7 protein-coding genes are annotated in these 14,120 nt (G+C 63.3%); 6 read left to right on the top strand and 1 reads right to left on the bottom strand.

All coding sequences use genetic code 11. The annotated features are described in order from the left end of the window. Positions 1-12 precede the first annotated feature (12 nt). Positions 13-693: a TetR/AcrR family transcriptional regulator gene (locus tag FQ746_RS28900; RefSeq protein WP_144113212.1), complete on the top strand. Its 681-nt coding sequence runs from the start codon at positions 13-15 to the stop codon at positions 691-693. A 9-nt stretch (positions 694-702) separates the two neighbouring features. Here the strand turns inward: FQ746_RS28900 and FQ746_RS28895 are convergent, their stop codons facing one another. Continuing rightward, entirely contained in the window at positions 703-2,994 is a 2,292-nt protein-coding gene (locus tag FQ746_RS28895; protein WP_144113211.1) for a hypothetical protein, read from the bottom strand. 505 nt (positions 2,995-3,499) lie between these two features. Between FQ746_RS28895 and FQ746_RS28890 the strand changes: the two genes are divergently transcribed. From FQ746_RS28890 to FQ746_RS28870, 5 genes are all read left to right on the top strand, one after another. Continuing rightward, entirely contained in the window at positions 3,500-4,828 is a 1,329-nt protein-coding gene (locus tag FQ746_RS28890; RefSeq protein WP_144113210.1) for an LLM class flavin-dependent oxidoreductase, read from the top strand. Positions 4,829-4,850: 22 nt separating this feature from the next. Then, positions 4,851-5,849 carry an aliphatic sulfonate ABC transporter substrate-binding protein gene (locus FQ746_RS28885; protein ID WP_260854197.1) on the top strand — a complete coding sequence of 333 codons (999 nt, stop codon included), beginning with the start codon at positions 4,851-4,853 and terminating at the stop codon, positions 5,847-5,849. Positions 5,850-6,321: 472 nt separating this feature from the next. Beyond that, on the top strand, positions 6,322-7,608 hold the full coding sequence (locus tag FQ746_RS28880) for an efflux RND transporter periplasmic adaptor subunit (RefSeq protein ID WP_144113209.1): 1,287 nt from the start codon (positions 6,322-6,324) through the stop codon (positions 7,606-7,608). 18 nt (positions 7,609-7,626) lie between these two features. Continuing rightward, a complete protein-coding gene (locus tag FQ746_RS28875; RefSeq protein WP_144113208.1) occupies positions 7,627-10,758 on the top strand; it encodes an efflux RND transporter permease subunit in 3,132 nt (1,043 codons plus the stop codon). Continuing rightward, entirely contained in the window at positions 10,755-14,081 is a 3,327-nt protein-coding gene (locus FQ746_RS28870) for an efflux RND transporter permease subunit (protein WP_144113207.1), read from the top strand. The genes FQ746_RS28875 and FQ746_RS28870 overlap by 4 nt, the downstream gene beginning before the upstream one ends. The last annotated feature ends 39 nt before the right edge of the window (positions 14,082-14,120 follow it).

Raw genomic sequence — 14,120 nt, 5'->3', positions numbered from 1 at the left:
AAGATGGCGCCCATGGTCAAGAAAACACACGGCACGCAACGGCAAAAAGATTCGCTCTCTCGCGAGCGGATTATCGAAGTGTCGATCGAAATCCTCGATGAAAGCGGCGAGAGCGGTCTGACTTTTCGCGCACTATCGCAGCGTCTCGAGACGGGTCCGGGCGCCATTTACTGGCACATCGACAATCGCAGCGCCCTGCTTACCGCCGCGTGCGACACCATCATCGCCGGGACGGTGAGCCTGCCGCCGGCTGGCGCCAAACCGGCAGCCACGATCCGCACATTCGCGCTCGGCATGTTCGACGCTATCGATGCGCATCCCTGGGTCGGCGCGGCGCTGACCCGTGCGCCGTGGGAATTGCCGATGGTGCGCGTACTCGAATGCCTTGGCCAGCAGGTCCGCGCGCTTCGCGTGCCTGCGAAGGCGCAGTGGGCCACGGTATCGGCATTACTGCATTACATCCTCGGCGTGGGCGGGCAGAACGCCGCGAACACGCATATCGCCCTCACACAGGGCACGGATCGAACCGATTTTCTGGAAGACGTGGCGACGGCATGGTCGCAACTCGATGCGAACGACTATCCCTTCACGCGCAGCATCGCCGCGAAGTTGAGCGCGCATGACGACCGTGCCGACTTTCTCGCGGGAATCGATCTGATTCTTCGCGGGATAGAGTCGATGCACGGTCGTTGATCTAACTGCTTATTGCCCCGTGTAACCCAGCGGCACGGTCGCATTACTCCTCGCCACCGTCGCGTTGGTCGACACGATGTATTGCGGCACTTCGGTCAGGGTCAACGCGACCTTGCCATTGCTATAAGGCAGCGTGCTGGCGTTGCCGTCGCCGTCGATTCTCGTGACCGTACCGGAGGTGCCCGCGTTGTCGACCTGCAGCGAGTAAGCCGTCGAATACGTCGGGCTGTAGGTGCCGCTACTCGTCGGCCATTGCGCATTGCTGTGGGTCCACGCAGCCGTAATTACCTTGCCGTTGCCGAGTTGCTGGAACGCGTAGACATAGCTGCCGGCCGGCGCGCCGTTGACGCGTCCCAATGTATTCGTGCCGTCCAGTACACGCGTCATCGCGGCAAAGGCCATGGCCTCCGGTTTCGGCGACAGGTTGGTCGCGCCGTACGCGCCTTGCGCATCGTTCAGGTCGAAGAACGCACCGTATCCGACTTCGCCCGGATAATCCGGCCCGTAGAAGAACGTGGTGGTCTGCGCGCCGCCGCCCAGCACGATGATATGCGCGCGCACACCGACCGCCGCGTGAGCGAACAACTGGTTCTGCGACGGCACGGTCGGCCCGTAATTCAGCCCCGGGTCGTAGCTCACGCCTGCTTCGGTGAAGAACAGCTTCATGTTGGGCTTGCCGGCCTGCATGACCGAACGCAGTTGCGTCATCTGATTGTCGAGTGCATTGGCCTGGTTCGCCGCGCTCGGATCCGAGTCCTGCAATTCCGGCGGATGCGACGGGTACGTGCCCGCATTCCAGTAGCCATGCGTCGCCACGGCGTCGATGTAATTCCACAGGCCGAGCGCGCCGTACTTCTGCAGATAACCCGTGGTACAGGTATCGCAATTCGCGGGGAACGGGTTGCCGGTGCCCATCACGACCGCATTCGGATCGGTCGAGTGGATGCCCTGGTAGGCAGCCTTGTACAGCGCGACGAAGTTCGCGTCGCTATCGGCCCAGCCGAGGCTCGGCTCCCATGTCACCTGATAGTAGTTGCTCTGCTGGTTCGGGTAATTCGCCGCGCGGATCAGGCTCGTATCCGTGCCGACCTTGCTCATGAAGCGCTGGTATTCGGCGAGATTCGACGGCGCGTAATAGCTGTCGTTGAATTGCCCCGTCTTCGAGTCCCACGCGGGCAGTCCGTCGAGACGCACGATACGCATCTGGTCGGGATTGGCCTTATAGAACGGATCGAGGTCGCTCACGCTCGGCGTGTACGTGTCGGGACCGTTGGGTTCCATCGCGGATTGCTGACGGTCGTCGATCGTCCATGAAACGCCGAGCGCATGCAGCGCCGCGATATTGCCGTTGAAGCCCTGCATGCCGAAGCGATGCTGGTCCTGGTGCGCGTAGGTGACGGTGCCGATCACCGAACTGAGATTCGGCAGAATGCCGAAGGTGGCGATACCGACCGGACGTGTGCCGCTTTGCGGCAAGGTGCCGCCGCTCGAGCGCAGCGTCGCGGTCAAGGCGGCATAGCCGGACCAGGTGGACTTGCAGGTAATCTTGCTGGTCTGCACGCCCGAACTCACCGCGAAGCTGCCCTGATTGCGGATGATGCCCGTCGAATCCGCGACGGACCAGATCACCGTGTCGGCGCGCGAGGTGTTCGTCGCGATGGACAGCGTGAACGCTGCGTTGTTCTGGAAGATGCGCAGACCGTCGGTGGTCGGCGTGTCGGCGCTGATCGAACCGTTGGGCGTGCCGCCCGCGGTTTGTGACGGCGCGCCGCATGACATCGACGCGTTGAACGGCGTGGGCGTCGACGTGGAAGAGGAAGCCGGCGTGGCGGTGGGAGTCGGTGTAGGACTCGGTGCGGGTGTAGGAGCCGGTGCGGGCGTAGGAGTCGGTGTGGGCGTCGGCGTCGGCGTCGGCGTCGGCGTCGGCGTCGGCGTTGGTATGGGTGCCGGAGTCGGCGCAGGCGTAGCCGACACCACATTCGCCGCCACGGCGCTGACCCAGCAAGCCTTGCCATATCCAAACGCAGGATCGCTCTGCGCGACCGCGCCGACATAACAACCGACGCCATTGCTGAAGGTGCGCGGCGCGCTCAACATGACCGACGGTGCATCGGGCGGCACGGCGCCGAACACCACCGCGCCCGTGCCCAGGAATGAACAGTTGCCGTTTTCCTGTCCGCACAATCGGTATTGCACGCCCGAAACGGTGACCGTGCTCGCTTGCGCTTGCGCGTTATCTGCGCCAGACCATGCCAATATCGTTGCCGCAGCAACGCCCACTAATTTCAGATTTCGCGTCATGTGCGGATGTGTTGCCAGGAGCAGGTTATCCCCGAGGATGCGGCGAGATCGCACGACGACGTCCCGCTTTCTAGCGTTATGTATAGCGAGGGAAAACCGGTGAACGTCGAATTCACGTTCGTAGCTGACGAAGCAGACGCTTTGAATTGGCCAAGGCTTTTAAAGCATTGAACTTTTTGGAAAGCGAAGTATAAACGCTTCGTTCGTGCACCGAAATTGAAGCGCGGTCGATAAGGAATAATTTCGACAATCTTCCCGATCACGCGCACGACGCCTTGGCGAGCAGGTCGATCGAAGGAAAAATTTCCCGACATTCCCGCGCAAAAAACCATGCTTCGATTGATATGAGGAAACCTTGAACACACGCTGCGCGCCGCACATTGCTTCCCGTCTTAAGCCATATCGATATGACACGTTGATGGTTAGCGCGAGCGCGACGGGCACCTAAAATCGTTCGCGCGTTGCGCCAGGATGGCCTGGTGCCGGTCAGCGTGGTGCTCACGTCATGCCCAGACAAATCCATCTCAATCTGTTCGTTCACGGCCGCGGCCACCATGAGGCCGGCTGGCGTCACCCCGGCGCATCGCGGCACGCGCTTACCGACATCGACTATTACGCGGGACTCGCCACCCAGGCCGAGAAGGGCCGCTTCGATTCGATCTTTTTCGCGGATGCGTTAGCGCTCAACGATGGCGCGCAGTTCGTCGCCACCGGCGGGCTCGAACCCCTCACCCTGCTTGCGGCGCTCGCGCACGTCACGCAGCGCATCGGACTGATCGCCACCGCCTCCACCACGTACACCGAACCGTTCAATCTGGCGCGTCAGTTTGCTTCGCTCGATCACATCACGCGTGGACGGGTCGGCTGGAACATCGTGACTTCCTGGGTCGGGGGTGCAGGGCCGAACTTCGGCTACGAGCAGCAGATAGAACACGCCGAGCGTTATGCACGAGCGCATGAGTTTCTCGAAGTCGTCACCGGGCTGTGGGACAGTTGGGCCGACGACGCCGTGCTCGACGACATCGCCGCTGGCCGTTATGTGGACCCGTCGCGCGTGCGGCCGATCGAGCACAAGGGCAGGTTCTACCAGGTCGCCGGCCCGTTGAATCTGCCGCGGCCGCCGCAAGGCTGGCCGGTGCTCGTGCAGGCCGGCTCGTCCACGGCGGGCAAGCAGTTCGCCGCGCAATACGCGGAAGCGGTCTTCACCGCACATCTGACTCAGGCATCGGCCATCGACTTCTATCGCGATCTGAAAGCGGCCGCGCTCGCACGCGGACGCGCGGCGGACCACATCGTGATACTGCCGGGCTTGAGCGCGACCATCGGCGCGACTGAAGCACAAGCGCAGGCCTTGCACGAAGAGTTGAACGCGCTCACCGAGGTCAGCGTGGGACTCGCGCGTCTCTCGGACCGTTTCGGCGGCTACGATTTTTCGTCGCTGCGACTCGACCACCCGCTGTCCGTCGACGACTTTCCCGACCCGTCCACCGTGCAGGCCGCGCAAAGCCGCGCCGCCGTCATCACGAACCTCGTCGCACGCGAACGGCTGACGTTGCGCGGTCTGTTGCACCGGCTCGCGGGCGCACGCGGACACTTTGCGCTGGCGGGCACGCCGGAGCATATCGCGGACGTCATCGCCGAATGGACGGAGAACGGCGCGGCCGACGGCTTCAATGTGATGCCGCCGGTTCTGCCCGCGCAACTCGACGTGTTCGTCGATCAGGTCGTGCCGCTCTTGCAGAAGCGCGGGCTATTCCGTCGCGAATACGAAGCCGACACGCTGCGCGGCCATTACGGTTTGCCGCGTCCCGCCAATCGCTATTTTCCTTCCTGACCTACCGCACGGGACTTCCCTCTTGAATGCCACCGCAAGAATCTCCCTGAGGCGCCTCATCGCCCCACTCGCCGCACTGCTGTTCAGCTTCGATGCCACGACTCCGGCTTACCCGGCCGATGCGTACCCGCAGGAAATCCGCATCGGTATCCAGAAGGGCGACGGACTCGTCGCGCTCCGTCTGTCGGGCAATCTGGAGAAAGCCTTCGCGCCTTATCACGTGAAAGTGAAGTGGATTGAATTCGTCTATGGCGCGCCTTTAATCGAAGCAATCAATAGCGGCGATGTCGACGTCGGCACCGTGGGTTCCACGCCGCCCATTCTCGCGCAGGCCGGCAGCGCGCCAGCATTGGTGTACGTGGCCAATCTGCCGGTCATGCGCACGAGTTACGGCATCATCGTCGCGAAGAATTCGCCGATTAGAAACGTGCGCGATCTGGTGGGAAAAAAGATCGCCTTTGCGAAGGGCTCGCAAGGGCATCTGTTCGTGTTGCAGGCACTTGCCGACGCCGGTATCGATCCCGCCTCCACGCACTTCACGTATCTCGCCTATAGCGACGCGCGCGCCGCCTTCGAGCGCGGCGACATCGATGCGTGGGCCGTACCGGACCCGCGCTACGCGGACACCGAACGCGCCACGGGTGCGCGCACGATCGTCAAGATTGGCGACCTGTCGCAACCGCAGTATGGCTTCTACATTTCGACGCGCAGTTTCGCCACGACTTACCCGGCGGCATTGCGACTGCTCTTCGATCAACTCGCGCAGCAAACGAAGTACAGCCTCGCCCATCCCGAAGAGACGATCGATCTGCTCAGCAAGAACACCGGCGTTCCGCACGAGGTATGGCAAACGGCCTTGCCGCGGCTCGAATGGGGTGTCACTTATCCGATCAATGCCAAAGTCGTCGAGGCCCAACAGCATTCCGCCGATCTCGCGTTCCACAGCAAGCTGATTCCGCACGCCATCGACGTGAAGCAGGCGGTCGTGGACATCGCGAACACCCATTCAGCGGCGAAGTAACTGCCCGCTATTCGAGCGACCGGATAGCGTCCGGTCCTCTCCCTCGCACACCCCGAATTAAAACGCGTTAAAGCGGATATCTTTCATAACGAAAGAAATCCAGGCATACGCATTGCTGTTGCGACCGGCTTGCTCACGAACAGTAATAATCGAAAATATCTAATGCGGGGATACCTCGGTATAGTCGATCGACCGGCTTTTTCGTTAAGCCGCGGCGCTGCGTGTGCGGTGCAAATCCCGCTCTTCACCCTGATGGACGCGCCTTTCCGGCCGCGCCCGGGCAATCGGCGACGCTATTGTGCAATGGCTTCAAAGAACAATTAATTCCGACGCAACACAGGATTCGAGTTACCCGGATTACAGATAACTTTCATAAAGACCCGATAGAAACGTAACAAAGCGTTTCTCCGGGTTCAAAGAAAATCAATCCCATTTCAACCATCACCGCCAGTACCTGTTTTTGGAGACCTCTATGAGCGAAGCCGTGTCCAGGCAACCGAAACGCCCCCGACGCGGGCTCATTCTGCTGATTGTCATCGTGCTGGCGCTGATCGCGTTTGTCGCCTTCCATCTGCTGACGCGCAGGAAGCCGGTGCGTGCCGCCGCACCTACCGTAGTGACCGTGGCGAGCGCGACGCTCGGCTCGATGCCGGTCACCCTCAGCGAACTGGGCACGGTCACGCCGACCGCCACGGTCACCGTGCTGCCGCAGTTGAGCGGCTACCTCACGCAGGTCGGCTATCACGAAGGCGAAGAGGTCAAGAAAGGCCAGTTCCTCGCGCAGATCGATCCGCGTCAGTACGAGATCGACAAGCAGCAAGCCGAGGCGACGCTCGCCAAAGACCGCGCCGCGCTGGCCCAGGCCCGCGCCGATCTCGCCCGCTACACCCAGTTGAACGAACACAAGTCGATCGCCGAACAGACCTTCGCGGATCAGCAGTTCCTCGTGCAGCAGGACGAAGCCGCGGTCAAGGTGGACCTCGCGAACATCGCGCAATACGACCTCGATCTGGCCTATTGCCGCATCACCGCGCCGGTGTCCGGCAAGGTCGGGCTGCGTCTGGTTGATCCGGGCAATTACGTCACGGCCTCGTCCAGCACGGGTATCGTCGTCATCACTACGGTGAAGCCGACTACCGTGCAATTCACCGTGCCGCAGGACTCGCTCGCGAGCGTCGTGCAACGACTCAATACCGGTGCGGCGCTTACCGTCACCGCCTATAGCAGCGACAACTCGCATGAAATCGCGACCGGCAAGCTGTACGCCGTGAGCAACCAGATGGCCACCGCCACCGGCACCGTCAGCCTGCGCGCCTCGTTCCCCAACGACGACGAAGCGCTATTCCCCAACGAATTCGTCAACGTGAAGCTGCTGGTGGATACGCTGCAGAACGTCGTGCTCGTGCCGACCCCCGCCGTGCAAACCGGCGCGCCGGGCAACTACGTGTATCTGGTCGACGCGAACAATGCGGTCTCCGTGCACAAGGTCACGCTGGGACCGAGCGACGGCAAGAACACGGTCATCACGTCCGGTCTCGCGGCCGGCAACGTGGTGGTGACCGACGGCACCGACCGGCTGAACGACGGCGCGAAGATCAAACCGCGCACGGAAGCCGCCGCACCAGCCACGCCAGCCACGCCAGCCAGTGGCGCATCGGCGCCGGCAGCGCCAGCGACCGCATCGGGTGCCTCGGGCGCGTCAGCTGCGGCACCCGCGTCGGCGGCGTCGAGCGCCGCCTCTGCCGTTGCGGCTTCGTAGTAGCGGACCCACGCGCCGATGAATATTTCCCGTCTGTTCATTCTTCGACCGGTGGCGACGCTGCTGCTGATGATCGCCCTCGTGATGGTGGGCCTCGTCGCCATGCGCATGTTGCCGGTCTCGTCCCTGCCCACGGTCGACTATCCGACCATCCAGGTGCAGACCTTCTATCCCGGCGCGAGCCCGGACGTGATGGCGACCACCGTCACCGCACCGCTCGAAGTGCAACTCGGCGAGATTCCCGGTTTGCAGCAGATGACCTCGTACAGCTCGGACGGCGCGTCGGTCATCACGCTGCAGTTCGACCTGTCTCTGAACCTCGACATCGCGCAGCAGAACGTGCAGCAGGCGATCAACGCGGCCAACAGCTATCTGCCGACCGGCCTGCCCGGACCGCCGACCTACGCGAAGGTGAACCCGGCCGACCAGCCGATCCTGACGCTCGCGGTCACCTCGAAGTCGATGTCGCTCACGCAACTCGAGGACGCCGCCAACAACCGCCTCGGCACCAAGATTTCCGAAGTCTCGGGCGTGGGCGTGGTGACCACCAGCGGCGGCAACGTGCCCGCCGTGCGTGTGGAAGCCGACCCGCACAAACTGGCCGCCTACGGCCTGAATATCGACGATCTGCGCACGCTGCTCAGCTATGTCAACGTGAGTCAGCCGAAGGGCAACTTCGACGGCCCGAAGCTCGACTACACGATCAACGGCAACGACCAGATCAGCGATCCGAAAGATTATCTGAGCACGGTCATCGCCTATCAGAACGGCGCGCCGGTTCTGCTCTCCGATGTCGCGCGGGTGACCTCGGCCGCTCAGGACGTCGAGCGCGGCGCGTGGTACAACGGCGCGCCCGCCATCGTGCTGAACGTGCAGCGTCAGCCGGGCGCAAACGTGATCGCCACCGTCAACCAGATCATGAAACAGTTGCCGCAGCTCGAATCGACGCTGCCGGCCGGCATGAAAGTCACGGTGGTCTCGGACAGCACTGGCGTGATCCGTTCGTCGGTGGACGACGCCGCGCTCGAACTGGTGCTGGCCATCGCGCTGGTCGTGATGGTGATTTTCGTGTTCCTGCGTAACGTGCCGGCCACGCTGATTCCAAGCGTCTCGGTGCCGGTCTCGCTCATCGGCACGCTGGCCGTGATGTATCAGCTCGGCTATTCGATCGACAATCTCTCGCTGATGGCGCTCATCATCGCCACCGGCTTCGTGGTGGACGACTCGATCGTGATGATCGAGAACATCGTGCGCTATCTGGAGGAGGGCAAGACGCCGCTCGAGGCCGCGCTCGAAGGCGCGGGGCAGATCGGCTTCACGATTCTTTCGCTGACCATTTCGCTGATCGCGGTGCTGATTCCGCTGCTGTTCATGGGCGGCGTGATCGGCCGGCTCTTCAGCGAATTCGCGGTGACGCTGGCGGTGACCATCGTGATCTCCGCGGTGGTCTCGCTCACCGTCGTGCCGATGCTCTGCGCGCGGATGCTGCGCGCTCAGGTGAACCGCAAGCCGAGCCGTTTCGAGCGCATCAGCGAAGGTCTGTTCGACAAGACGCTCGCGGCCTACGAACGCGGCTTGACCTGGGTGCTCGATCACCAGGTGCTGACGCTGGTAGTGGCGATCGGCACCGTGGTACTCACCGGCTTGCTGTACGTCGTGATTCCGAAGGGACTCTTTCCGACGCAGGACGTCGGCGTAATCCAGGGCATCAGCGTCGCCGACAACTCCGTCTCGTACACGGCGATGGTGGACCGGCAGAGCGCGCTCGCCGAAGCGATTCTCAAAGACCCCGACGTGACGTCGCTCACGTCGTATGTCGGCATCGACGGCACGAATCCGACGCTGAACAACGGCCGCTTCCTGATCAACCTGCGCGAGCATGGCAAGCGCTCCGACACCGCCGCCGAAATCGCGCGGCGTCTTCAGCAGGAAGTGGCGGACGTGCCCGGCGTCAGGCTGTATATGCAACCGGTGCAGGATCTGACGCTCGATACGACCGTGTCGCCGAACCAGTACAGCTTCGTGCTGCGCGGCCCGAACCAGCAGGCGTTCCAGAAGTACGTGCCCGACCTCGTCGCGCGGATGAAGAAAATTCCGTCGCTGACCGACGTGCAGAGCAACATGAATAGCGACGGTCTGAGCGTGAACGTGCAGGTGAACCGGCAACTGGCCGCACGCTTCGGCATCACGCCCGCGACCATCGACAACGCGTTGTACGACGCGCTCGGCCAACGGATCGTCTCGACCATCTTCGAACAGTCCGCGCAATACCGCGTGATTCTGGTGGCCAAGCCGGAGTCGATTCCGACCGTGCAGTCGCTCGGCGATCTGTATTTGCCGAGCCAGACCAGCAGCACCGGCCAGGTGCCGCTGTCGGCCATCGCGAAGATCGAGATCACGAAGTCGCCGCTGACCATCAGCCACCTGGCGCAATTCCCGTCGGTGACGATTTCGTTCAACCTGGCGCAAGGCGCGTCGCTCAGCACCGCGGTGAAGGACGTGCACGCAGCCGAACAGGCCGTGAACCTGCCACCGTCGATCACCTCGTCGCTGCAAGGCGCGGCGCAGGCGTTCGAGGATTCGCTCTCCAGCGAGGTCTATCTGCTGATCGCAGCGCTGGTGGCCGTGTATATCGTGCTCGGCGTGCTGTACGAGAGCTTCATCCATCCGGTGACGATTCTCTCCACCCTGCCCTCGGCCGGCATCGGCGCACTGCTCGCGCTGATGATCGCCGGCAGCGATCTCGACGTGATCGGCATTATCGGCATCGTGCTGCTGATCGGCATCGTCAAGAAGAACGCGATCATGATCGTGGACTTCGCCCTCGACGCCGAGCGCAATCACGGCAAGCCGTCGCGCGAGGCGATTTTCCAGGCGTCGCTGCTGCGTTTCCGCCCGATCCTGATGACCACGCTCGCCGCCATGCTCGGCGCGCTGCCGATGCTGCTCGGCACCGGCACCGGTTCGGAACTGCGCCGTCCGCTCGGGCTCGCGATCATCGGTGGGCTGACCCTCAGCCAGTTGCTGACGCTGTTCACGACGCCGGTCATCTATCTGTTCTTCGACCGCACCGCCGAACGCGTGAACCGCTGGCGCCATCGTCATGACCGCACGGCGACGCCGGGCGAAGCCGCGGAGGACACGCCGTGAACATTTCGGCGCTCTTCATCCGGCGCCCGGTCGCGACCACGCTTCTGGCGGTCGCGATCCTGATTGCCGGCGCCCTCGCCTATTTCCGCTTGCCGGTCGCGCCGCTGCCCAACATCGCCTTCCCGGTGATCGTGGTGCAGGCGACCATGGCCGGCGCGAGCCCGGACATCATGGCGTCCACCGTGGCCGAGCCGCTCGAACGACGGCTCGGCACGATCGCCGACGTGCAGGAGCTGACCTCGATGAACTCGGTGGGTACCTCGATGATCGTGGTCGAGTTCGGCCTGACGCGCGACATCAACGGCGCGGCGCGCGATGTCGAAGCGGCCATTCAGGCCGCGCGCGCCGACCTGCCGACCACCCTGCGCAGCAACCCGACCTACCGCCAGTACAACCCGGCGGATTCGCCGATCATGGTGCTCGCGCTGACCTCGGACACGCTCACCAAGGCGCAGTTGTACGACTCCGCCGACTCCGTCATCCAGCAGCAGCTTTCGCAGATCAAAGGCGTCGGGCAGATCACGCTCGGCGGCGGCGCCTTGCCGTCGGTGCGGGTCGAACTGCAGCCCGGCAAGCTGAACAGCTACGGTCTCGGCCTCGAAGACGTGCGCGCGTCGATTGCCGCGGCCAACGCCGACAGCGCGAAGGGGCATCTCGACGAAGGCAAGCAACGCTACGTCGTCACGTCCAACGACCAGATCACGTCGGCTGCGCCCTACCGCGATCTGATCGTGGCGTACCGCAACAATGCGCCGGTCTTCCTGCGCGACGTCGCCCAGGTGCGCGACTCCAACGAGAACATCCGCAACGCGGGTCTCTACAACGGCAAATCGGCCGTGCTGGTGATCGTCTATCCGACGCCCGGCAGCAATATCGTGAGCACCGTCGCGCAGATCAGGAACGTGCTGCCGTCCATCGAAGCGACCCTGCCGAGCAACGTCCATGTGAACGTCGCGGTGGACCGCTCGGAGTCGGTGCGCTCGTCCGTCTCCGACACCGAACGCACGCTGTTCATCGCGGTGCTGCTGGTGGTGGGCGTGGTGTTCATCTTCCTGCAATCGCCGCGCGCCACGCTGGTGCCGGCGGTGGCGTTGCCGCTGTCGATCGTCGGCACGTTTGCGCCGATGTATCTGCTCGGCTATAGCATCGACAATCTCTCGCTGATGGCGCTGACCATCGGCACTGGCTTCGTGGTGGACGACGCGGTAGTGGTGCTGGAGAACATCGTGCGCCACATGGAGGAAGGGCTCAGTCCGAAAGAAGCCGCCATCAAGGGCAGCGGCGAGGTCGGCTTCACCGTGATCTCGATGAGCATCTCGCTGGTCGCCGTGTTCCTGCCCATCATGCTGATGCCGGGCGTGGTCGGCCTGCTATTCCATGAATTCGCGGTCACGCTGTCGATCGCCATCATGATCTCGCTGCTGATCTCGCTCACGGTGACGCCGGCCATGTGCGCGTACGTGCTGAGCCGCGACAACGCGAGCCAGTCGAAAGCGCGCTGGGCGCAATGGGTCGAGCGGCAGTTCGAGCGCTTCAAGGAAGGCTATTCGAACACGCTGACCGCCGTGCTCGACCATTCGCTGCTGGTCATTCTGCTGCTGATCGGCCTGCTGGTGGGCAACGTCTTTCTGCTCAAGGCACTGCCGGCCACGTTCTTTCCGGAGCAGGACACCGGCATCCTGATGGGCCAGATCATCGCCGACCAGAGTATCTCCTTCCCCTCGATGCAGAAGAAGCTGGAGCAGCTTCAGGAGATCGTGCAGAAGGACCCGGCGGTGCAATCGGTGGCAGGCTTCACGGGCGGCCGGGCGTTGAATACGGCTAACGTGTTCATCGAATTGAAGCCGCTCGCGCAGCGCCACGTCACCGCCACGCAGGTGGTCGACCGTTTGCGGCCCAAGCTCGATCAGGTCGCGGGCGCGCGACTGTTCCTGCAGGCACAGCAGGATTTGCGCATCGGCGGGCGGCAGTCGGCCGCCGAGTACCAGTACACGCTCACCAGCGACGACTCCGCCGCGCTGTTCAAGTGGACGCCCTTGCTGGTCGCCGCGCTCAACAAGAAGCGCGGCCAGTTGACCGACGTGAACTCCGACCTGCAGCAGAACGGCTTGCAGACCTACGTGACCGTGAATCGCGCGACGGCCGCGCGCTATGGTTTCGCGCCGAACCAGATCGACAGCGTGCTGTACGACGCGTTCGGTCAGCGCAGCGTGTCGACCATCTACAACGCGCTCAACCAGTATTTCGTGGTGATGGAAGTGGCGCCGGACTACTGGCAGTATCCGCAGATGCTCAACCAGATTTACCTGAGCACGGCGGCCGGCAATGCAACCGGCACGGCGGGGACGCAAATGCCGGGCAACACGGTGTCGGCCCCGACCACGACGTCGACTACCACCTCCACGACGAGCACCTCGTCCACCAGTTCGCTGAATTCGGACGCGCAGGCGAACGCGACTACCAACAGCATCTCCAACAGCAAGGGCGGCAGTTCGACCGGCAGCGCGGACAGCACCTCGGCCGAGACGATGGTGCCGCTCTCGGCCATGGCTACGTTCGCGAACAGCCATACGGCCACTCAGGTGAACCACCAGAGCGGTCTCGTGGCTGCGACGATCTCGTTCAATCTGCCGGCCGGCGGCTCGCTCAGCGAAGTGGGCGGCACCATACAGGACACGATCCGCGAGATCGGCATGCCGGCGAGCGTGCACGGTTCGTTTGCCGGCGCGGCGGCGGCCTTCTCGCAATCGACCAGCACGATTCCGCTATTGATCTTCGCCGCGCTGGCCGTCGTGTATATCGTGCTCGGCGTGTTGTACGAAAGCTCGATCCACCCGTTGACGATTCTGTCGACGCTGCCCTCCGCGGGCATCGGCGCGACGCTGGCGCTGCTGATTTTCGGCACGCCGTTCTCGGTGATCGCGCTGATCGGCATGATCCTGCTGATCGGTATCGTGAAGAAGAACGGCATCATGATGGTCGACGTGGCGATCCACTTGCAGCGCAGCGAGAACATGCCCGCCAAGGAGGCGATTCACGCCGCCGCCGTGGTCCGCTTGCGACCCATCATGATGACCACGTTCGCCGCCGTGCTCGGCGCGGTGCCGCTCGCCATCGGCATCGGCCAGGGCGCGTCGCTGCGTCAGCCGCTCGGTATCACCGTGATGGGCGGGCTGATTCTAAGCCAGGTCTTCACGCTCTACACCACGCCCGTGATCTATCTCTACCTCGACCGCTTGCGCTTCAAGCTGGTCAAGTGGTCCGCAGGCCTCCCGTGGAATCGGGACTCGGCAGAACCCGGACAACCGGAAACGAAGGCATGACGATGAAAACTTTCCCCGCCCGCGCGAGGCCGTCCGGCA

This window comes from Paraburkholderia sp. BCC1886, assembly GCF_900996245.1.
GTDB lineage: Bacteria > Pseudomonadota > Gammaproteobacteria > Burkholderiales > Burkholderiaceae > Paraburkholderia.
Note: the sequence above shows the minus strand (reverse complement) of the source record. Positions and strands in the feature narration are given on the sequence as shown.